We start from the raw sequence: 20,578 nt of genomic DNA on the forward strand, positions 1-20,578 counted from the left end.
TTTTCATAATTTAATCTCATACCGTTATATAAGGGTGCTTGAACCGAGCGGCCATAGGGGGTTAAATGACGCCCGTGTTCAGCAGTACCGTCCGGAGCCGGCCGAGCCGCGACATTGCGGCGATTCCGGCGAAGTGGGCGGCCTTAAATAAGCACGAACAACAAGAAAAAAGGGGAGATCTCATTATGGCCAGTAAAAAGGCAGGACTGACGGATGCCCAGGCGGATGCCATTGCCGCCGTTATCATTGTGGCAACTGTCGTGGCTGCGGCCATCTACTGGGTGGCAACCGCCGGTTGACACTCGTTCATCGGCCCGGCGTTCCTGCGGGATCCCGGCCGATTCCGAACCCGCTGGCTGAACGATTCAGCCGGGAAACCAGGGCCGATGCGTCGGCCCTTTTTCATTTAACGGCCCAACACATCGGTGGTACGGCCTGACACAAGGCTTCGAACCGGGTTGGCCAGCCCCACAGGTTGCTCGATGGGGCCGATTGTCTGTTTTCGGCCCTGTCTGCTAGGGTGCCAGAAAGCGAACGAGCATAATCAGGCCCAGCACGAACAGGATGGTAAAAAGGATGCCGCCGATGATGAACGGCCAAATACTCCCCGATCCGAAGTCCTCTTGTCGATTCTTATCGCTCTGTACACCGACCAGCCCCGCCAAAAGACTGACAATCAGTCGCTTGAGACCGGTTTTCTTTGCTTTGTCTGTCATGAACGCGCTTCCTGATGCAGAATTATCAAAACTTTTTCATAAATGCGACCACCGCTCGGGCAATGCGACAACCGTTCCGAAATCCCACGCCCGTGGGGTGAAAGGGTTCGTTGAATCCTAGAGAATACGGGCAATTCGAACACAATCACAACATCAACTACCTTTGGCAGTGATCTGCCAGCCACTTAAAAGAAAAACCGAGGCCAACTATGACGCAATTGATGTCCAATCAAAGGATTGAACTGCTTGATAGCCTGCAGGGGCGCCTGGAGCCCCACTTCCCGAAACAGCACCACCCCAACCTCAGGGTGCTGATCGATTCCATGTTCAAGCATGCGTCAATGCAGGATCTGCAGGCTTATGAGCTGACCGACCTGGCCGGCCTGGTGGTCTCCATGTGGCGGATGTTGCAGAAATTCGAGTCACCGCATCACCAGATTTCGGTCTTCAACCCGAACGTCGAAGAGCACGAATGGCAGTCGCCGCACACCATCGTTACCGTTCTGCACGACGACGTGCCTTTTGTGATCGACTCCGTCCGATTGACCCTGAACCGCCTCGGGATCAACATTCACACCATTTTTCACGCCAGTTTCAAGGTCGAGCGCAACAAGAAGGGCGAATTCAGCCGTTTCAGCGACAAGGGCAACAAGGAGCTGTTGTTGTTGATCGAAGTGGACCGCACCTCGGTGGCCAAGGAACGCGAGCGCCTCGAAAGCGAGATCCATTCAGTGGTGACCGACGTCAACCTGGTGGTCGACGATTACCCCAATATTCTGGAAAAAACCAACGAGGTCACCCGGGACCTGGAATCCCGCAAGTATCCGATCGACAAGAAAGACCTGGACGAAGGCCGGGTCTTCATGAAATGGCTGTCGGACAACCATTTTACCTTCCTGGCCTATGACGAGTACGTGGTCGAAGGGGACAAGGTCAAACAGGTCGAGGGCAGTGCCCTGGGGCTGTTCCGTAAGGCCCGCAAGCGGCGCGAGGAATCCATCCACGAGATGTCCGAGCAGCGTCGATCGCATGTGTTCGAGAAGGAGCTGTTGATCTTCTCCAAGTCCGGCAAGCGCTCCACGGTGCATCGCCCGGCCTATTCCGATTATGTCCTGGTCAAGCACTTCAACGAGAAAGGCGAAGTGATCGGCGGGCGTCGTTTCCTCGGTCTCTACACTTCAACGGTCTACAACGAGACGCCGGCGAACATTCCCGTGGTCCGCCGCAAGATCGAGCGCGTGCTGGACAAGAGCGGTTTCACCCCCGGCAGCCACAATCACAAGGAACTGTCGGCCATCCTGTTCACCTTCCCGCGCGACGAGTTGATCCAGTCGTCGATCGATACCCTGCTGCACATGACGCTCGACGTGCTGGCGATTCAGGAACGCAAACTGATCCGCCTGCTGTTGCGCAAGGACATCTATGGCAAGTTCCTGAACGCCATGGTGTATATGCCACGGGAAATTTTCAATTCCCAGTTGCGGGCCCAGGTGCATGATCTGCTGGCCGAGTATTTCGATGTGGAAGGGTCGGATTTCACCACCTTCTTCAGCGAATCGGTGCTGGCCCGTACGCGTTTCGTGTTCAAATTGAAGCAACCGATCGAAGAAACCTTGCCCACCGAAGCCCTGGAGAAGCGTATCCAGCAGATCGCCCGTCGCTGGACGGACGAATTGCAGCAGGCGTTGTTCGAGTCCTTCGGCGAAGAGAAGGGCAATCGCCTCTATCAGCGCTATCACGAAGCCTTTCCCGCCAGCTATCGCGAGCAATACAGCGCGCGCGTGGCCGTCGCCGACATCCAGCGGATGGAAGCGCTCAATGTCGAACACGCCGAGCCGATCACGCTCAGCTTCTATCGCTCCATGGAGCCGACCGGCAGTGAATTGAAGCTGAAAATCTTCAACAAGGGCGAAGCCCTGCTGTTGTCCGACCTGATACCGGTACTGGAACACCTCGGGCTCAAGGTCATCGACGAATACCCCTACGAGATCAACTACGGCGACGAAAACTGCACCTGGATCTATGATTTCTCGCTGCTCTACGATCCGGACCCGGATCTGGACCCGGCCAAATACCGCGACGAGTTTTCCAGTGCTTTCATCAATATCTGGAATGGCCGCGCCGAGAACGACTCCTACAACCAGCTGATCCTGCGCGCCAAGTTGACCTGGCGTGAGGTGGCCATGTTGCGCGCCTACGCCCACTACATGAAACAGGTGCGGTTCGGCCTGTCCCAGGAATACATCGCCGACACCCTGATCAAGTACACCGGCATCACGGACAAACTGGCTGAACTGTTCTCGGCTCGCTTCAATCCGGCCAAGCAGAAGGGTAAGAACCAGGTCGAGAAATGGATGCAGGCCATCGAACAGGACCTCGAATCGGTCAACAACATAAACGAAGACCGCATCATCCGCCGGTATGTGGAGCTGATGTCGGCCACCTTGCGGACCAACTTTTATCAGCAGGACGACGCCGGTCATCGCAAGGAATATGTGTCCTTCAAGCTGGACCCGTCGCAGATCAGCGATATCCCACTGCCACGGCCGAAGTTCGAGATCTTCGTCTATTCGCCACGGGTCGAGGGTGTACACCTGCGCGGCGGCAAGGTCGCCCGGGGCGGTTTGCGCTGGTCGGACCGTATCGAGGATTTCCGCACCGAAGTCCTCGGCCTGGTCAAGGCACAGCAGGTCAAGAACGCCGTCATTGTTCCCGTCGGCGCCAAGGGCGGCTTCGTCGCCAAGCATCTGCCGGTCGATGGCGATCGCGAAGCGATTCAGAAAGAGGGCATCGCCTGTTACAAGACCTTCATCCGCGCCTTGCTGGATGTGACCGACAATCTGCAGGAAGGTGAAGTCGTACCGCCGAAACAGGTGGTGCGTTTCGATGAGAACGATCCCTACATGGTCGTTGCCGCCGACAAGGGCACAGCGACCTTCTCCGACATCGCCAACAGCGTCGCCGAGGAATACGGTTTCTGGCTGGGCGATGCCTTCGCCTCGGGCGGTTCCAACGGCTACGATCACAAGAAAATGGGCATCACCGCACGCGGTGCCTGGGTCAGCGTACAGCGGCACTTCCGCGAACTGGGTCTGGATGTTCAGAAAGACCCGATCTCCGTGGTCGGCATTGGCGACATGGGCGGGGACGTCTTCGGTAACGGCATGCTGCGTTCCGAAACCCTCAAGGTGGTCGGTGCCTTCAACCACCTGCACATCTTCGTCGATCCGGATCCGGATCCTGCCAAGAGCTTCGCGGAACGCAAACGTCTGTTCGAACTGCCGCGCTCGAGCTGGGAAGACTACAACGCGGATCTGATCTCCAAGGGCGGCGGTATATTCAGCCGCAGCGCCAAATCGATTCCGGTCTCGAAGGAAATGAAAGCCGTGTTCGGCATCAACAAGGCCAAGGTCGCCCCCAACGAACTGATCAGTGCCATGTTGCGCGCACCGGTCGACCTGATCTGGAACGGCGGCATCGGCACCTACGTTAAGGCGAGCAGCGAGAATCATGCGGACGTCGGCGACAAGGCGAACGACGCCGTTCGGGTCAATGCCGATGAACTGCACTGCAAGGTGATCGGCGAGGGCGGTAACCTCGGCTTCAGTCAACTGGCCCGGGTCGAGTTCAACCTGCACGGCGGCCGGTGCTTTACGGACTTCATCGACAACGCCGGCGGCGTCGACTGCTCGGACCACGAAGTCAACATGAAGATCCTGCTGGACGAGATCGTCGCCGGCGGCGACATGACCGTCAAACAGCGCAACGACTGGTTGTTCAAGCTTACCGAAGATGTCTCCAAGCTGGTGTTGCGCAACAACTATCGCCAGTCGCAGGCATTGGGCATCGCCTTCACGGAATCCTTCAAGCGCATCGAGGAATATCGGCGCCTGATCAACAGTATGGAATCCGCCGGCAAGCTGAACCGGGAACTGGAATTTCTGCCACCGGATGAAGAAATCAGCGAGCGCAAGGCACGTGGTATCGGCCTGACCCGGCCGGAACTGTCGGTCCTGATTTCCTACGTCAAGGGTGACCTGAAAGAGCAGTTGATTCGCGCGAATGTCGCAGCCGACCCGTATCTGGAGAACGCGCTGGCGACCGAATTCCCCGAAGCCATGCGCAAGAAGTTCGAAAAACCCATGCGCCAACATCGCCTGAAAGGCGAAATCGTTGCGACTCAGGTCGCCAACGACATCTTCAACTACATGGGCATTTCCTTCTTCAATCGACTGCAGGAAAGCACCGGCGCCTCACCGGTCGAAGCCGCCAAAGCCTACGTGGCCGCGCGCGACATCTACGGCTTGCACGAACTTTGGGATGAGCTGGAAGCACTGGACCACAAAGTCCCGGCCGATCTCCAGTCCGCCCTGATGCTGCGCTCCGCCCGTATGGTTCGTCGCGCCAGTCGCTGGCTGGTGAAAAACTACCGGACCGGTATCGACATCCGCTCGGTCATCGACCTGTACAAGCCGAACATCGACAAGATGATCGACGAGTTGGAAAACCTGTTGCCGACCGAGCAGAAGGACAAGTGGCTGGACGAGGCCAAACAGTTGCAGGAGCAGGGCATTCCCGAAGCGGTTGCTCGTCGGGTATGCGCATCGGACATGTTGTACACGGCCCTTGGGGTCATCGCCGTCGCCCAGAGCCAGGATCGCAACCCGATGAAGGTGGCTCAGGGTTACTTCCGCGTCGGCGATTCGCTGGCACTGGACGGCTTCGCCGGCCAGGTCAACAGCCTGACCGTCAACTCGCACTGGCAGGCGATGGCGCGGGAGTCGTTCCGGGACGATCTGGAATGGCAGCAGCGTCGCATCACCCAGGGCCTGTTCGCGCAGATGAAGGATGGCGAGGAGCTGGATGGCCTGGTTGATGAATGGCTGGAACGCAACAGCATTCTTGTCGACCGCTGGCTGCGCATGATGAGTGAGATTCGGGCGGCGGGTGAGCCAGAATTCAGCATGTACAGCGTGGCCATTCGAGAGCTTCTCGATCTCTCCCAGGCCACTATGCCGGAGCTCTAAGGCTCACAGCTTCACTTGGCACCAACGCCACCTTCGGGTGGCGTTTTTTTTGAGGTGCCAGGGTGGGGTTGGGTGCCTTTGGTCAGAGTTGCCTGGGTAGATTTTCCTGCCAATAGCCCGAGACCGATGCAGGGGTATGTCCTTCCGGGGACCGCTGTGAACCCATCCATGGGCGCTTAACTTCGGCATCCTGCCTCAGATGTCCCCTCCAGGACATACCCCTGCATCGGTCTCTATCTTGCGTGCCACTAATACAAGCAGCTCGTTTCTGAATCGCTGGTTTGAAATAACCTCGAGGCCAGGTATCGGTTAAGACTTTTACTGTCCTGCTCGATGATGTGGAGGCGCAAGAGATGTCTGTCGTAGAAGCTGCAATTCGAGTGCTCGATGCAGGGGTGCGCCCTGGAAGGGGCATCCGAGCCAGGGATGGCGAGGCTAAGCGCCCATGGACGGGTTCACAGCGGCCCCTGGAAGGGCGCACCCCTGTGTCGGGCACGGGCCATTGGCAGAGAAGCCTACCCAGGCACCTCTGGCCATTGGCACCAAACCAAACTAGACCAAGCACCGAATCATTGCTGTACTTGCCAAGACGTAGACCATCGGCATAATCCACACAGTCAGAGTTCGACTGAGTCGTTATGCCCCAATCGTTGATTGTTGACCTCCACATCGATGCCGATGAGTTTCTGCGCCATTATCAGGGCAGCGCCAAACAGGTGGTGTGTACCGCCCGCGACGGTCGCCGGGTCAGGTTTCCCACAGGTATTCTGCAGCGGTTTGTCAGCCGCAGTGGCATTCATGGCGCCTTTCGCATTGAATTCGACGACAACAACAAGCTTGTCGCCATACAACGAATCGCCTGAACCGGTTTCCTGGCCGAGAGGCCGGTATTATCTGATATACTGCGCGCCGTTTCCCTGAGGAGCCCCCGAGCCATGTATGACCTCGTGCGCCGCGCACTGTTTACCCTGAGCCCCGAAACCTCCCACGACTTCAGCCTGGACGGCCTCAGTGGCCTGCAACGTCTGGGGCTGTTGCATTTGTTGCCGCAGCCGCGTGTAGAGGCCCGCAAAACGGTCTTTGGCATCGAGTTTCCGAATGCCGTGGGTCTGGCGGCCGGTTTGGACAAGAACGCGGATTATCTGGACGCGCTGGGTCAGTTGGGGTTCGGGTTCATCGAAGTCGGGACGGTGACACCGAAACCGCAACCGGGTAACCCGAAGCCGCGGCTGTTTCGATTGCCGCAGAGCGAAGCGATCATCAATCGGATGGGGTTCAACAACAAGGGGGTCGATTATCTGGTCGAGCGGGTCAGGAAGGCGAAATATCCCGGTGTGATCGGTATCAACATCGGCAAGAACAAGGTGACGCCGGAAGAGGACGCCTTGGCGGATTATCTCTATTGCCTCGATCGTGTTTACCCGCACGCCCACTACGTGGTTGTGAATCTGTCATCGCCCAACACGCCGGGACTGCGGAACCTGCAGTTCGGGGATGCTCTGAAGGGCTTGCTGGCGGGGTTGAAGTCCCGGCAGGAAACGTTGTCCGAGGAGTGGGGCTACAGGCCTATTCTGATCAAGATCGCTCCCGATATGACCACCGACGAGATCGAACAGGTAGCCCAGTTGTTCAATGAGTACCGGGTCGATGGCGTGGTGGCGACCAACACCACCCTGTCACGCGAACGAGTCGAGGGGCAGGAGCACGCCGAAGAGGCGGGCGGGCTGAGCGGGCGGCCGCTATTCGAGGACTCGACTCGGGTTCTGGAGGCGTTTCGCGCCCGGTTGAACGATGACATTCCCCTGGTCGGTGTCGGCGGGATCACCTTTGGACAGGATGCGCTGACCAAGATTCAGGCCGGGGCGGATCTGGTTCAGTTGTACACCGGGTTTATTTACAAGGGGCCGCGTCTGGTGCGCGACTGTGTGGAGAAACTGGCGGAGTTGTAAAGGCGGGAGCCGGAAACCATGAAGCCGGCGGGAGCCGGCTTCAAAGTCTTCAGGCAGTTAAGGTGGGTTAATGATGCAGTAACACTTCGTTGATGCGATGTATGCCGCTGACGCCGGTGTAGCCGTCCCATTGGTCGCTGCGGCCGTCCCGCCAGCCGTTCATCCACTCCTGATGCAATTCGGGTTTACCATCGGGACATAAACTCTTGGATCTGCCTTGTACTCCTGCCATGTAGCCTTTTTGGTATGCACGCTCCATACGGTCACGCTTCTGTCGCTTCATAAATAGACCTCTCTTGCAGTCCATGGGGGAAGAACCCGAACACTCCAGGCTCGGGTTTATTGAAGCCGGCTTTGGTATTGTTGTATCGAATCATGGCCATCGCTGTCGATGAACAAATCAGTCTAAAAAGGACCGGCTTTAGGTTGGGTTGTAATAAAATGGACTTAAAACGCATTGAAGCCCGGCATGGCGGCGTTCCAACGGCCTTGCAATAACCCTGTTCGAGCGTTTTTAGATCACTCGGTCAGAATTAACGTATTTTATATAGAGAATTTGTCTAACGATGTCCTCCAATCTTCATACGGAAACCGACCTCGATGTCTGGGTGACCTGCCCGAACGGTTTTCACGGCCTGCTCAAGCGGGAAATCGCCGATCTGACCGGCCAGACACCCGCCGACTGGTCGCAGGGGGTCAGCGTCCGTGGCGAACTGGATATCGCGTACCGGCTCTGCTTGTGGAGCCGACTGGCCAATCGAGTGTATCTCGGTCTAGGCCAAAGCTCGGAGGTCAGTGTCGACGGCCTGAGGGAGTTGGTCGAAAGCGTGGCCTGGGATGCGCATCTGCGGCCGAGCGGAACCTTGCGAGTGGATTTCCACGGTCGCATGGACGGCATCGACGATGCCCGCTACGGCGGACAAAAGGTAAAGGACTTCATTGTCGATCAGTTCCGGGACCGGCACGGCGTCCGCCCCAATGTGGATCGCGATAATCCGGATGTGACCGTTTATGTTCAGGTCCGCCGCAAACGCATCGATCTGGGCATCGATCTGTCCGGAGATTCGTTGCATCGACGCGGGTATCGTCAGGCCACCGGCCCGGCCCCCCTGAAGGAAAATCTGGCCGCGGCGGTGTTGATGGCCGCGGATTGGCCCGAGCGGGTACGGGACGGACAGGCGTTTATCGACCCCTTGTGCGGCTCCGGCACCCTGGTGGTCGAGGCCGCCATGATCGCCGCCGATATTGCACCCGGCCTGTTGCGCAAGCGGTTCGGCTTCGAGCAGTGGCTGGGGCACGACCGGTCGCTGTGGAACGATTTGGTGAGCGAAGCCCGTCAACGTCGCCAGACCGGCGAAGCCTCCATGCCCCCGGTGCTGGGCTACGATGCCGACGGCGGAGTGGTTGCGCGGGCTAACGAGACGCTGGAGCGTCTGGGGCTCTATCGGCAGGCGCGGTGCTACCACAAACCACTGGACCAGTGGACCCGTCCCACCCATCTGACGCTGAAACCGGGATTAGTGGTCTCCAACCCGCCTTACGGCGAGCGTCTCGGCAACAAGCCGGAACTGCTGGCGCTGTATCGACGCATCGGGGACCTGTTCCGCAATGAGTTGTCGGATTGGACCCTGGGCCTGCTCACATCGGATGCGGTTCTCGCCCGGGAAACCGGTCTGCGGGCCGGTGAAAAGCACCGGTTCTTCAACGGTCGGATCGAAACCCATCTGTATGTGTTCACCCCCGGTGAACGAGCCGCCGAGCCGTCGCCCGCCCAGACCGAACAGGACGAAGCGCTGCGCAACCGGCTGCGAAAGAACCTGAAACAGCGCCGGAAATGGCTGAAGAAGCAGGACATCGAGGCGTATCGGCTGTACGACGCGGACCTGCCGGAATTCGCCATCGCTGTAGACGTTTATGGCGACGCGCTGCATGTTCAGGAGTACGCGCCGCCCAAAGACATCCCCGAGGACAAGGCGCGCCAGCGGTTACTGCACGCCATGGCCGTGCTGGCCGAGGTGACCGGTATCCCGGTCGAGCGCATCGAGCTGAAGCAGCGCCAACGCCAGAAAGGCCGTCAGCAATACGAGCGACAGTCCGAAAGTGGCGAATTCTTCACGATTCGGGAAGAGGGCGTGCGCTTGCGGGTGAACCTGAAGGACTATCTGGATACCGGTGTTTTTCTGGATCACCGCCCGACCCGGACCTGGATCCAGAAACAGGCCGGCGGCCGCAGCGTGCTGAACCTGTTTTGCTATACCGGCGCGGCCACGGCGCATGCCTATGTCGGACAGGCGGCCAGTACCACCAGTGTGGACCTGTCCCGGACCTATCTGAATTGGGCCCGGGAAAACCTTCGACTCAATGGCGGCAAGCCCGATCACCAGCACCGTTTTATTCAGGCGGATTGTCTGAAGTGGTTGCGGGAGAATACCGAGCGCTTTGATCTGATCTTTATGGATCCGCCGACCTTCAGCAATTCGTCCCGCATGACCGATACCCTGGATATCCAGCGCGACCATGTTGAGTTGATCGAACAGGCGATGCGGTCGCTCAACCCGGATGGCGTTCTGGTCTTTTCGAACAATTTCCGGAAGTTCAAACTGGACGAGTCGTTGATCGAGCGGTACCAGGTCAAGGACGTCACCCACCTGAGCGTGCCGGAAGACTTCAAGCGAAAACGCCCCCACCAGTGCTGGCACCTGCGGCACCGCTGATTTGCCGGTTTTTCAGCGCGGTTGCCGGCACCGCAGAACCACGAACTTGGGGTGTCGGGACACCACCCCGACATCGCCGAACCAGTGCTTCAGGCGGCGGTGATAGTCCAGGTGCCGGTTGCCGACCATCCAGAACTCGCCGGTCGGCGCCAGTGCATCGTGTGCTTGCTGAAACAGGGTGTCGGCGATGTCATCGGTCAGCGTTGTCTGCTGGTGAAAGGGCGGGTTGCAGAGAATCAGCGGTAACTCAGGCAGGTCCAGCCCGTTCAGACCGTGGTTCCGAATCACCTCGACGTTTTGGCTCAGGCCGTTTTCCCGGGCGGTATCCCGTGCCGAGGCAACCGCCTGGGCGCTCTCATCGACCAGGAAAACGCGCGCCTGCGGATGTGAATGCAGATAACTCAGCCCCAGAATGCCATTGCCGCACCCCAAGTCCAGTATGGTATCGACCTTGGGCAGTTCACCGAAATACTGCAGAAAGGCCAGGGCGCCCGGATCCGCGCTGGATTCGCTGAAACTGCCCGGGTGATTCACCAGCGTCAGGCCGTTAGGGCTCCGGTACTGTTTGGGCGTGGGCGGTTGAACCGAGGGGATCGGTTCGCGCAGTTCGACACACCGCGCCTTCTTCACGGCGCAACCCGGATGAATGTCCCGGAAGTAGCGGGCCATGGTGTTTTGGTGCCCCCGGCTCAGGTGCTTTACCATGCCCAGAACATAGAGACGACCATCGGCTCTCAACCGCGGCGCCAGATGGGCCAGTTGCCACTCGAACAGCGCCAGTGATTTGGGCGCCTGGAGCAGAATGCCGTCGTAGTCATCCGCCAGGTCCTCCGGCGAGGTTACGACCGGAGGAGGGGGTGTCACATTGGCCCTGCAGTTTTCCAGCAGCGCTTTTTCGGCCATGGCACTGTCGCTCCACCATGCCCGGACCCGGTCGCCGAGTGCTACGGCGAGGGCGCCAAAGGCGTCGTTGACGAGCAACAGAGTTTCAGGGGCTTCGGAATCCTCGGCCAGTCGGGAGAGCGCGAGTTCATCCGCGGCGTTCCAGGCCTGCAGTTTGGGGGCGGGCGGTACACGGGTCAGGTTGAGAGAGGCGAATACGGAATCGGTCGTCATTTAACGGTTTCAGTGAGGTTTCTTATGTGGGTTCAGCATACCATTAAACTGCATGCGCGCAGTCGCGGCTTTCACCTGATCACCGACGACGTTCTGGCCGGTGTGCCGGAGCTCAAGAGCGTTCGGGTTGGTCTGTTGCATCTGTGGCTGCAACACACCTCGGCGTCGCTGACGGTGAACGAGAACGCCGATCCCAGTGTTCGGACGGATTTCGAGACGGTCTTCAACAGTCTGGTGCGGGAGGATCGGACCGATCTGGAACACACCATGGAAGGACCGGACGATCTACCGGCGCACATCAAATCCTCTCTGCTCGGCGTCTCGATCTACCTGCCGGTGCGGGACGGTCGTCTCGCCCTGGGCACCTGGCAGGGGATCTATCTGGGCGAACACCGCAATCGGGCCTCTTCCCGCTCGATCATCGCGACGCTGCAGGGCGAGGGCTGAATCGCCTTCAGACCCGACTCAGCACCAGGCCGGCTTCCATATGGTGCGTGTAGGGGAATTGATCGAACAGCGCCGCCGCCTCGATGCGGTAGTCGGAACCCAGTGCCCGGACATTGGCGGCCAGGGTCTCCGGATTGCAGGAGATATAAACGATGCGATCGAAGTGGCGGGCCAGTGCCAGGGTGTCGTCGTCCAGCCCGGCCCGGGGCGGATCGACCAGCAGGGTGGTGAAGTCGTAGTCTTCGACACCCCATTCACGCAACCGCCGTGACTGGGTTCGACCGAGCCAGGCATTGGCGAAGTCCTCGCTCGACATCCGGGCGATGCGCAGGTTGTCGACGCCGTTCGCCTCGATGTTGTGCTGGGCGCTGTTGACCGAGACCCGGGAAATTTCCGTGCCGAGTGCCTTGCGGAAGTGGCCCGCCAACGGAATGGAGAAATTACCGTTGCCGCAGTACAACTCCAGCAGATCGCCCCGGCTGCCCTCTGTGTGGCGTTGGGCCCAGCCCACCATCTGCTCGCACACACCGGCGTTGGGCTGGGTGAAGGAGTTCTCGTACTGGCGAAAGCGATAGCGCCGGCCGTTGATCTCCAGCGTCTCGTTCACATAGTCGCGGGACAACACCAACCGCTGTTTGCGGGCCCGGCCGATCACCGGGAAACCCCAGACCTCCTGCCAGTGACGACCCCGCTCCTCCCAGGCCTCATCCAGCTTCTTGTGGTAAATCAGGGTGATCAGGGCGTCGCCTTCCTGAGTGGTCAGGAATTCGACCTGAAACAGTCGACGCCGCAATTGGTCATCCTGATGAACCGCGTCCCGGACCCGACCCATCAGGTCGTTGATCAAGCGGCTGCCAACCGGAAACTCATCGACCCGAATAGGCTTCTTGGGCTCGGCCGGATTGAACATGGCGTACCAGGATTCATCGCCGTCATGCCACAGCTTGAATTCCGCCCGCATGCGGTAATGTTCCGGCCGTGAGGGGTAGACATCGACCTCGGGCAGCGTTTCCGGATCAAACAAGTCCCGCAAGGCAATCAGCTTGTCGTGCAGTTGTTGATCGTATTGATCGGGGTTGAATGGAAAGGGCATAAGGACACCTGTGAGATTCAGGAGGCGCATTTTAGGCATCGTGTCGCCATCGGCCAACTTATACCGTTATCTAACCCGATGCCATCCGGTGGCTGTGTTCTTTATCCGGAACCGCTATAATCTGCGGCCCTCAAATCAGGTCCGCATAGAGGTTCCCGTTTGGACTCCACCGCTCTCAACGACATGCTCGGCGACATCCCCGAATTCCTGGGCAACCGCACGCCCATGGCGTGGATTGAAAAAGCCTTGAACGAACAGGACATTCTGCTGATCGATCATGCCCAGTGCGAGAAAAAGGCCGCATCCACGGCTCTGTCGATGATGTACAAGTACGTCGATCGTCGGGAACTGCTGGCCAAAATGAGTAAGCTGGCGCGGGAAGAACTGGTGCATTTCGATCAGGTTTTAAAGCTTATGGACGCACGCGGTCTGACGTACCGGCACTTGTCCGCCGGGCGCTATGCCGGCGCATTGCATGAGTTGGTTCGGGGTGGGGAGCCTCAGCGGCTGATCGACCGCTTGATTCTGGGTGCTTTCGTCGAAGCCCGCTCCTGCGAGCGTTTTGCCGCCCTGGTACCGCATCTGGACGAGGAGCTGGCCCGGTTCTACCAGTCCCTGCTCAAGAGTGAAGCACGACACTACAAGGATTACCTGGGTTTGGCCCGGCAATACGCCGAAGAACCGATTGAACCCAGGGTTCAGGCGTTCCGGGAAAAAGAAGCCGAACTGATCGAAACGCCGGACGACATCTTCCGTTTCCACAGCGGTGTACCCGCGTAGGGTGGGCACGGCCCACCAAGGTAGAACTACAAACCACTAAAACGCGCGAATGACCAATCAGACGGCTTGGGCCTGGAACTTGGTCGAATTTACAGTGCTGGTGGGCCGTGCCCACCCTACGATCTCCCATAGAATAAGCTTCGATTTGCTTCAGCCTACGGATTGAAACGTACTTAATCGATCCGAAAACGCTCCAGCACGGGTTCCGCGTCGTCAAACCGAATGCACCAGCCGTGGTCGTGCCAGTCGCCCAACACCAACCGATCGGCTTTCGATCCGTCGTCCAGCCAATGCTCATGCCAATCGGCCATATGTGTATGGCCATGAATCAGACCGCGAACGCCCTGCGTTTCCAGTAACCGAACCACCGCGGTATCGTTCACATCCACATAGGGATTGGCGTCGGCACGATGACGGTTCTGGCTGCTGGCCCGCAGTCGCTCCGCCAGGCGGATCCGGAGGCCTTTGGGTAATCGACGCAGAGTCCCCAGCACCAGTGGATGACGAATCACCCGCCGAAAACGCTGATAACCGACATCGTCGGTGCACAGGGCGTCGCCATGGCTGAGCAGCCAGTCCCGTCCGGCCAGTCGAACCCGACTCGGATCGTCGAGCAAGGTGGCGCCGCAACGGCCCGCGAAGTCGTGTCCCAGTGCGAAATCCCGGTTGCCGACCATCAGGAAAATGGAACAGTCTCGGGACAGTCGCTTTAGCCGATCGGCCACGTCGAGGTGAAACGCAGAGGCGGCGTCGTCGCCGACCCAATATTCGAAAAAATCCCCCAGAATGAACAGGGCGGGGTAGTGGGAGGCGCTGTGGTCGAGAAATTCGAAAAACGCCCGGTTGATGGCCGGGCGTGTGTCACACAGGTGCAGATCCGAAATCAGGATCGCACGGTCGAATGAGAGCATGGGCTCAGTCCAGGATTTCCGCTTTCTGGATGATCACGTCTTCGGTGGGAACGTCCTGATGACCGGCCTTGAATGTGGTCGGTAGGGCCTTGATGCGGTTCACGACGTCCATGCCGTCGGTGACCTCACCAAAAACACAGTAACCCCAGCCATCGGCGGTTTCGGATTTGAAATCCAGAAAGCTGTTGTCGGCCACATTGATGAAAAACTGGGCCGTGGCGGAATGCGGATCCATGGTCCGGGCCATGGCGATGGCGCCGACAGTGTTTTTCAGGCCGTTGTTGGCTTCATTGTCGATGGGTGCGCGGGTCGGGCGCTGAACCATACCCGGTTCAAAACCACCGCCCTGAACCATGAAGCCGTTGATGACCCGGTGGAAAATCAGACCGTCATAGAAGCCGGCCTTGACGTATTCGGCGAAATTCTCACTGGTCTTGGGGGCGTTTTCGGTGTCCAGTTTCAGGGTGATGTCACCCAGGTTGGTGTTTAACAATACGTTCACGGACTTTCCTCGATTATTGCGTCAGTTTCAGATGCAGACGCTTGGTGGCGATCAGGGTGTTTTCCATCAGGGTGGCGACGGTCATCGGACCGACACCACCGGGGACCGGAGTGATCCAGGCGGCTCGTTCGGCCGCGGCGTCGAACTCGACATCGCCTTTCAGCTTGCCGTTTTCCATCCGGCTGATGCCGACATCGATGACAATCGCCCCGTCCTTGATCCACTCGCCCTTGACCAGGCCGGGTTTGCCGACGGCGGCGACGACGATGTCCGCCCGGCGAACGTGTCCTTCCAGGTCTTCGGTGAACCGGTGGGCGCATGTCGGGGTGCATCCGGCCAGCAGCAATTCGAGCACCATGGGGCGACCGACATGGTTGGAAGCGCCGATGACCAGCGCTTCCTTGCCGCGAATCGGCTCCCCGGTTTCCTTGAGCAGGGTCATAATGCCCTTGGGTGTACAGCTTTCGAGCATCGGTCGACGCTGGACCAGCCGGCCGGAGTTGAACGGATGAAAGCCGTCGACATCTTTGTCCGGCCGAATACGTTCTACAATGGTGTCGGCATTGATGTGGTCGGGCAGGGGGAGTTGGACCAGAATGCCGTCGATCGAAGCGTCTTCATTCAGTTCATCGATCAAAGCCAGCAGTTCGCTTTCCCGGGTGGCCGCCGGCAGGTCGTAACTGACCGATTTGAAACCGACTTCGTCGCAAGCGCGACGTTTGCTGCCCACATAAACCTCGGACGCCGGATCGTCGCCGACCAGGATCACAGCGAGGCCGGGCGGGCGCAGCCCCTGACTGATCAGACCGGATACATCCTCGGCAATTCTCGCGCGGAGTTTGCTGGCAACGGCTTTGCCATCCAGAATTTTCGCAGGCATGAAGGGCTCCTCAATGGTTTCGCGGATTTTCTCATGCCCTCCGGGGGTGGGCAAGGTAAAGGCAGGGATTCCGACCACACGGTTAAAACCGTTCAGATATCTCTATCGTCTTGTTTTTCCTGAATTTTTTTAAAAAAAGGTTTGACGCCCCTAAATGGCATGAGTAATATGCGCCCCACGTTGACGGGACGTATCGCTCGGAGCATAGCGCAGCCTGGTAGCGCATCTGGTTTGGGACCAGAGGGTCGGGGGTTCGAATCCCTCTGCTCCGACCAAAATCAGCGATGGTGTCTCGGTGGGTGAGGCGGTTGCAGATCCGGTTTTCGGGTCGGTTATATAGGCGCCCGTAGCTCAACCGGATAGAGCACTCGCCTTCTAAGCGAGTGGTTGCAGGTTCAAGTCCTGCCGGGCGCGCCAGTCTCGCAACGTGACAATGTACTCTGTGGTGGGCGTAGCTCAGTTGGTAGAGCCCTGGATTGTGATTCCAGTCGTCGTGGGTTCGAGTCCCATCGTCCACCCCACTTATTCTTTGCGAAAAAGGCCGGTCTCCGGCTTTTTTTGTTGGGGCTGACAAAGTCCCGGTCGGGCCAGGGCGGGCCCGGAACGAAGGGGCCGCCTGCCGGTTGGCCCGGTTTTATCAAGGCCGGGTGGCTTGGAAACCGGCGGTTGGGCTTGATTCCCGTCCTCCGCATCCCTACATTATCTGCCCCCAGCGAATCGCAACTATTAGGTCGTAGCCGTCACTGTAAACGTTACAGCTAATAGAAAGTTTACCTTTATAGAAAGCAAGAGGAAGCCTCATGCAAGTGTCTGTCGAAGCCACCCAGGGCCTGGAACGCCGCTTGAAGGTGGGAGTTCCCGCCAGCGAAGTGGACAATGCTGTCAATCAAAAGCTGAAAGAAACCGCCCGCCGCGTGCGCCTCGACGGTTTTCGCCCAGGCAAGGTACCTGTCTCGGTTGTCAAACAGCGTTTTGGCGACGGCATTCGCGCCGAAGTGCTGCAGGATGTCGTACGTGAGAACTACGCCAAGGCCCTGTCCGAAGAACAGCTGACGCCGGCCGGTATGCCAAGCATCGAATTCACCCAGGACAAGGCGGGTGAAGACGTTGAATTTGTGGCTACCTTCGAAGTATTTCCGGAAGTGAAGTTGGCGGAAATCGAAGGTTACGAATTCGAGAAGCCGGCAGCCGAAGTGACCGATGCCGACATCGACAAAATGCTCGACAACCTGCGCCAGCAGCGTGCCGAGTACAAGCCGGTCGAGCGCGAGGCGAAAGAAGGCGACCAGGTCAAAATCGATTTCGTCGGCAAGGTCGACGGTGAAGCCTTTAAAGGCGGCAGTGCCGAAGACCAGACACTGGTGCTGGGTTCCGGATCCATGATTCCCGGCTTCGAAGCGGGCATCGAAGGCATGAAGGCCGGCGAGACCAAAGCGGTTGAAGTCACCTTCCCGGAAGACTACGGCAATAAAGACCTGGCCGGAAAATCCGCGGTTTTCGACATCACCGTCCACGAAGTGGCCGAGGCCGAGCTGCCCGAACTGAACGAAGAGTTCTTCAAGGCATTCGGCGCCGAAGGCACCGATCTGGAATCCTTCAAGGTCGAAGTGCGCAAGAACATGGAGCGCGAGGCCCGTAACGCGCTGCAAGGCAAGGTGAAGAACGACGTCATCGAGAAATTGCTGGAAGACAACCCGATCGATGTGCCGAGCGCACTGATCGACGAGGAAATCGGTCGTCTGCAGCAGCAGGCGGTGCAGCAGTTCGGTGGTGGTGCCCAGATGGACCCGTCCAGCCTGCCGAAAGAGCTGTTCCAGGACCAGGCCGAGCGCCGGGTCAAGATCGGCCTGCTGATGAACGAACTGATCAACAGCGCCGAGTTGAAGGCCGACGACGAAGCCGTTCGGGCTTACATCGAAGACCAGGCGTCCGTCTATCAGGACCCGCAGCAGGTCATCGACTACTATTACAGCAATGCTGAATTGTTGAACCAAGTTCGTGCCGTGGTTGTTGAAAACGCGGCTATCGACTATATCCTGAGTAAATCCAAGGTGGCTGAAAGCACCGTAAGTTACGAGGATGCCGTTAAGTCGAAATCCGGAGAGCAAGGCTGAGCCGCGCCAAGCGCAGCCATTCCTCCGCTACAATGAAAGTTGGCGCTTCGGTTGAAGTGCCAACTTTTTTGTTATTTGGAAGGCTTATTTGGACACCCCATCAACCAGGAGTCGAGTGAATGTCAAAATTTGATGCGAACGGGTCCGCACCCGATATCATGAATGCCAGTGGTCTCGTTCCCATGGTGGTCGAGCAATCGGCGCGGGGTGAACGGGCGTACGACATCTACTCCCGTTTGCTGAAGGAAAATGTCATCTTCCTGGTAGGTCAGGTTGAAGACCATATGGCGAACCTGATCATTGCTCAGTTGCTGTTTCTTGAGAGTGAGAACCCGGACAAGGACATCAACCTGTACATCAATTCACCGGGTGGTTCGGTCACGGCGGGCATGGCCATTTACGACACCATGCAGTTTATCAAGCCGGACGTAAGTACCATGTGCATCGGCCAGGCGGCCAGTATGGGCGCCTTGTTGCTGGCCGGCGGGGCGAAGGGCAAGCGGTATTGCCTGCCGAATTCCCGTATGATGATCCACCAGCCGTTGGGTGGCTTCCAGGGTCAGGCGTCGGATATCGAGATCCACGCGCGTGAGATCCTGGAAATGAAACACCGTTTGAACGAAATTCTGGCCCATCACACCGGTCAGCCGCTCGAGGTCATTGAAAAAGACACCGATCGGGACAACTTCATGAAAGCGGACGAGGCTGTCGAGTACGGCCTGGTCGACCAGGTATTGGCGGGTCGGGACCTGGGCTGAGGCCCGGCCGTTCCCGCCCAAAAAGGTAAATAAAATCAAGCGGTTGTTGAATATTACGAAACAACCACAGACAAGCCCTAAAAAAACTTGCATTTATGGGGTTGTGGTTTCATCTTTAGTCTGGCAACCGTTAAGTATGGAGTAGTTGAATGGCCGACGATAGAACCGGAAAAGGCGACGACGGAAAGCTGCTGTACTGCTCGTTCTGCGGTAAAAGTCAGCACGAAGTCCGTAAGCTGATTGCCGGGCCTTCGGTGTTCATTTGCGATGAATGCGTCGATCTCTGTAACGACATCATCCGGGAAGAACTGCAGGAGAGCGGCCCGAAGAACGAAAGCAGCCGGCTGCCGACCCCCGCTGAGATTCGCGAAACACTGGATGAATACGTCATCGGGCAGTCGCGTGCCAAGATGGTGCTCTCGGTTGCGGTCTATAACCACTACAAGCGGCTGCAGTACGGCGAGACCAACGAAGACGTCGAACTGAGCAAGTCCAACATTCTGCTCATCGGCCCGACCGGCAGCGGTAAAACGCTGTTGGCGGAGACGCTGGCGCGGATGTTGAACGTGCCCTTTACCATCGCCGATGCCACGACCCTGACCGAAGCCGGGTATGTGGGTGAAGACGTCGAGAACATCATTCAGAAGTTGTTGCAGAAATGCGACTACGACGTCGACAAAGCCCAGCGCGGTATCGTCTATATCGACGAGATCGACAAGATTTCCCGCAAGTCCGATAACCCGTCCATCACCCGGGATGTGTCCGGGGAAGGCGTGCAGCAGGCCCTGCTCAAGCTGATCGAAGGCACCGTGGCCTCGGTTCCGCCCCAGGGCGGCCGCAAGCACCCGCAGCAGGAGTTCCTGCAGGTCGACACGGGGAACATCCTGTTTATCTGTGGCGGCGCCTTTGCCGGCCTGGAAAAAATCATCCGTGACCGGTCGGAAAAGGGCGGTATCGGTTTCAGTGCCACCGTCAAAAGCAAGGATTCCAACCGTCGTCTGGGCGAGACCATCGCCGAGGTGGAGCCGGAGGATCTGGTCAAATACGGCCTGATTCCCGAATTCATCGGGCGTCTGCCGGTACTGGCGACGCTGACGGAGTTGGATGAGGCGGCATTGATCCAGATCCTGACGGAGCCGAAGAACTCCCTGATCAAGCAGTATCAAAAACTGTTCGATATGGAGAATGTCGAGCTCGATTTCCGCATGAGCGCGCTCAAGGCCGTGGCCCACAAGGCCATGGAGCGTAAAACCGGCGCTCGCGGTCTGCGCTCGATTCTGGAAAACGTCTTGCTCGATACCATGTATCGCATTCCGTCGGAGACCGGTGTCACCAAGGTGGTCATCGACGAAAGTGTCATCAAAGGCGAGGCCGAGCCTCTGCTGATATACGAGAATCAGGACAGTCAAAAAACCGCCAACGGGCAACACGACTGATCGACCGCATGAGTAAAAGGGCTTTGAACGAAGCCCTTTTTCCGTATAGAAATGTGCTTTTGCTGCGACACAGTAACGTGCGCATGCCGTACAGGGATGTGATTCGATCGCAGAACAGGATGTTTCGGGAGCGGC

17 protein-coding genes and 3 tRNA genes are annotated in these 20,578 nt (G+C 58.3%); 13 read left to right on the forward strand and 7 right to left on the reverse strand.

The window, feature by feature from the left end; all coding sequences use genetic code 11:
- Positions 1-65: 65 nt before the first annotated feature.
- The gene (locus IE111_RS09175) at positions 66-299 is read left to right on the forward strand and encodes a hypothetical protein (protein WP_189608534.1); all 234 of its coding nucleotides are present in this window, start codon (positions 66-68) and stop codon (positions 297-299) included.
- A 216-nt stretch (positions 300-515) separates the two neighbouring features.
- On the opposite strand, the gene IE111_RS09180 is transcribed toward IE111_RS09175, so the two are convergent.
- On the reverse strand, positions 516-716 hold the full coding sequence (locus IE111_RS09180) for a DUF2970 domain-containing protein (RefSeq protein ID WP_189608262.1): 201 nt from the start codon (positions 714-716) through the stop codon (positions 516-518).
- A gap of 209 nt (positions 717-925) precedes the next feature.
- Here IE111_RS09180 and IE111_RS09185 point away from each other — a divergent pair, with 209 nt between their 5' ends.
- The 3 genes from IE111_RS09185 to IE111_RS09195 all read left to right on the forward strand — a co-directional run bounded on the left by IE111_RS09185 (position 926) and on the right by IE111_RS09195 (position 7,692).
- The gene (locus IE111_RS09185; protein ID WP_189608263.1) at positions 926-5,743 is read left to right on the forward strand and encodes an NAD-glutamate dehydrogenase; all 4,818 of its coding nucleotides are present in this window, start codon (positions 926-928) and stop codon (positions 5,741-5,743) included.
- A 638-nt stretch (positions 5,744-6,381) separates the two neighbouring features.
- Entirely contained in the window at positions 6,382-6,606 is a 225-nt protein-coding gene (locus IE111_RS09190) for a DUF2835 domain-containing protein (protein ID WP_189608264.1), read from the forward strand.
- Between the two features lie 72 nt (positions 6,607-6,678).
- Complete coding sequence (locus IE111_RS09195; protein WP_189608265.1) at positions 6,679-7,692, forward strand: quinone-dependent dihydroorotate dehydrogenase; 1,014 nt, start codon at positions 6,679-6,681, stop codon at positions 7,690-7,692.
- A gap of 67 nt (positions 7,693-7,759) precedes the next feature.
- Here IE111_RS09195 and rmf read toward each other — a convergent pair whose 3' ends face one another.
- Positions 7,760-7,975, reverse strand: coding sequence for a ribosome modulation factor (gene rmf / locus IE111_RS09200; protein ID WP_189608266.1), 216 nt, complete (start codon positions 7,973-7,975; stop codon positions 7,760-7,762).
- 283 nt (positions 7,976-8,258) lie between these two features.
- Here rmf and rlmKL point away from each other — a divergent pair, with 283 nt between their 5' ends.
- Positions 8,259-10,406 (forward strand): bifunctional 23S rRNA (guanine(2069)-N(7))-methyltransferase RlmK/23S rRNA (guanine(2445)-N(2))-methyltransferase RlmL, encoded by a 2,148-nt coding sequence (rlmKL, locus tag IE111_RS09205; RefSeq protein ID WP_189608267.1) that lies wholly within the window; start codon positions 8,259-8,261, stop codon positions 10,404-10,406.
- A 12-nt stretch (positions 10,407-10,418) separates the two neighbouring features.
- Here rlmKL and IE111_RS09210 read toward each other — a convergent pair whose 3' ends face one another.
- Positions 10,419-11,522 carry a class I SAM-dependent methyltransferase gene (locus IE111_RS09210; RefSeq protein ID WP_189608268.1) on the reverse strand — a complete coding sequence of 368 codons (1,104 nt, stop codon included), beginning with the start codon at positions 11,520-11,522 and terminating at the stop codon, positions 10,419-10,421.
- Positions 11,523-11,546: 24 nt separating this feature from the next.
- Between IE111_RS09210 and IE111_RS09215 the strand changes: the two genes are divergently transcribed.
- Complete coding sequence (locus tag IE111_RS09215; RefSeq protein WP_189608269.1) at positions 11,547-11,969, forward strand: secondary thiamine-phosphate synthase enzyme YjbQ; 423 nt, start codon at positions 11,547-11,549, stop codon at positions 11,967-11,969.
- 7 nt (positions 11,970-11,976) lie between these two features.
- On the opposite strand, the gene trmA is transcribed toward IE111_RS09215, so the two are convergent.
- Positions 11,977-13,062, reverse strand: coding sequence for a tRNA (uridine(54)-C5)-methyltransferase TrmA (gene trmA / locus IE111_RS09220; RefSeq protein WP_189608270.1), 1,086 nt, complete (start codon positions 13,060-13,062; stop codon positions 11,977-11,979).
- Positions 13,063-13,245: 183 nt separating this feature from the next.
- On the opposite strand from trmA, the gene IE111_RS09225 reads away from it, so the two are divergent.
- The gene (locus tag IE111_RS09225) at positions 13,246-13,842 is read left to right on the forward strand and encodes a MiaE family protein (protein ID WP_189608524.1); all 597 of its coding nucleotides are present in this window, start codon (positions 13,246-13,248) and stop codon (positions 13,840-13,842) included.
- 173 nt (positions 13,843-14,015) lie between these two features.
- Here the strand turns inward: IE111_RS09225 and IE111_RS09230 are convergent, their stop codons facing one another.
- Genes IE111_RS09230 through folD form a run of 3 tightly spaced genes read right to left on the reverse strand, consistent with a single transcriptional unit; the run spans position 14,016 to position 16,135 of the window.
- Positions 14,016-14,753 (reverse strand): UDP-2,3-diacylglucosamine diphosphatase, encoded by a 738-nt coding sequence (locus tag IE111_RS09230; protein WP_189608271.1) that lies wholly within the window; start codon positions 14,751-14,753, stop codon positions 14,016-14,018.
- 4 nt (positions 14,754-14,757) lie between these two features.
- Entirely contained in the window at positions 14,758-15,255 is a 498-nt protein-coding gene (locus IE111_RS09235) for a peptidylprolyl isomerase (RefSeq protein WP_189608272.1), read from the reverse strand.
- A gap of 13 nt (positions 15,256-15,268) precedes the next feature.
- Positions 15,269-16,135, reverse strand: a complete 867-nt coding sequence (gene folD / locus IE111_RS09240; RefSeq protein ID WP_189608273.1) for a bifunctional methylenetetrahydrofolate dehydrogenase/methenyltetrahydrofolate cyclohydrolase FolD — start codon at positions 16,133-16,135, stop codon at positions 15,269-15,271.
- A 198-nt stretch (positions 16,136-16,333) separates the two neighbouring features.
- Between folD and IE111_RS09245 the strand changes: the two genes are divergently transcribed.
- The 6 genes from IE111_RS09245 (at position 16,334) to clpX (ending at position 20,443) form a co-directional block, all read left to right on the forward strand.
- Positions 16,334-16,410: transfer RNA gene (locus IE111_RS09245), tRNA-Pro, on the forward strand.
- A 65-nt stretch (positions 16,411-16,475) separates the two neighbouring features.
- Positions 16,476-16,552: transfer RNA gene (locus IE111_RS09250), tRNA-Arg, on the forward strand.
- 28 nt (positions 16,553-16,580) lie between these two features.
- Positions 16,581-16,656, forward strand: a tRNA-His gene (locus IE111_RS09255).
- Between the two features lie 279 nt (positions 16,657-16,935).
- A complete protein-coding gene (gene tig, locus IE111_RS09260) occupies positions 16,936-18,249 on the forward strand; it encodes a trigger factor (RefSeq protein WP_189608274.1) in 1,314 nt (437 codons plus the stop codon).
- Between the two features lie 119 nt (positions 18,250-18,368).
- Positions 18,369-19,007 (forward strand): ATP-dependent Clp endopeptidase proteolytic subunit ClpP, encoded by a 639-nt coding sequence (gene clpP, locus IE111_RS09265; protein WP_189608275.1) that lies wholly within the window; start codon positions 18,369-18,371, stop codon positions 19,005-19,007.
- Between the two features lie 149 nt (positions 19,008-19,156).
- Entirely contained in the window at positions 19,157-20,443 is a 1,287-nt protein-coding gene (gene clpX / locus IE111_RS09270) for an ATP-dependent Clp protease ATP-binding subunit ClpX (protein WP_189608276.1), read from the forward strand.
- Positions 20,444-20,578: the final 135 nt, after the last annotated feature.

This window comes from Saccharospirillum salsuginis (assembly GCF_014651855.1).
In the GTDB taxonomy this organism is placed as follows: Bacteria; Pseudomonadota; Gammaproteobacteria; order Pseudomonadales; family Natronospirillaceae; genus Saccharospirillum; species Saccharospirillum salsuginis.

Bases quoted from the DNA above. Each gene is read 5' to 3' on its own strand.
- IE111_RS09175 (WP_189608534.1), top strand. From the start codon at position 66: ATGACGCCCGTGTTCAGCAGTACCGTCCGGAGCCGGCCGAGCCGCGAC.
- IE111_RS09180 (WP_189608262.1), bottom strand. From the start codon at position 716: ATGACAGACAAAGCAAAGAAAACCGGTCTCAAGCGACTGATTGTCAGT.
- IE111_RS09185 (WP_189608263.1), top strand. From the start codon at position 926: ATGACGCAATTGATGTCCAATCAAAGGATTGAACTGCTTGATAGCCTG.
- IE111_RS09190 (WP_189608264.1), top strand. From the start codon at position 6,382: ATGCCCCAATCGTTGATTGTTGACCTCCACATCGATGCCGATGAGTTT.
- IE111_RS09195 (WP_189608265.1), top strand. From the start codon at position 6,679: ATGTATGACCTCGTGCGCCGCGCACTGTTTACCCTGAGCCCCGAAACC.
- rmf (WP_189608266.1), bottom strand. From the start codon at position 7,975: ATGAAGCGACAGAAGCGTGACCGTATGGAGCGTGCATACCAAAAAGGC.
- rlmKL (WP_189608267.1), top strand. From the start codon at position 8,259: ATGTCCTCCAATCTTCATACGGAAACCGACCTCGATGTCTGGGTGACC.
- IE111_RS09210 (WP_189608268.1), bottom strand. From the start codon at position 11,522: ATGACGACCGATTCCGTATTCGCCTCTCTCAACCTGACCCGTGTACCG.
- IE111_RS09215 (WP_189608269.1), top strand. From the start codon at position 11,547: ATGTGGGTTCAGCATACCATTAAACTGCATGCGCGCAGTCGCGGCTTT.
- trmA (WP_189608270.1), bottom strand. From the start codon at position 13,062: ATGCCCTTTCCATTCAACCCCGATCAATACGATCAACAACTGCACGAC.
- IE111_RS09225 (WP_189608524.1), top strand. From the start codon at position 13,246: ATGCTCGGCGACATCCCCGAATTCCTGGGCAACCGCACGCCCATGGCG.
- IE111_RS09230 (WP_189608271.1), bottom strand. From the start codon at position 14,753: ATGCTCTCATTCGACCGTGCGATCCTGATTTCGGATCTGCACCTGTGT.
- folD (WP_189608273.1), bottom strand. From the start codon at position 16,135: ATGCCTGCGAAAATTCTGGATGGCAAAGCCGTTGCCAGCAAACTCCGC.
- tig (WP_189608274.1), top strand. From the start codon at position 16,936: ATGCAAGTGTCTGTCGAAGCCACCCAGGGCCTGGAACGCCGCTTGAAG.
- clpP (WP_189608275.1), top strand. From the start codon at position 18,369: ATGTCAAAATTTGATGCGAACGGGTCCGCACCCGATATCATGAATGCC.
- clpX (WP_189608276.1), top strand. From the start codon at position 19,157: ATGGCCGACGATAGAACCGGAAAAGGCGACGACGGAAAGCTGCTGTAC.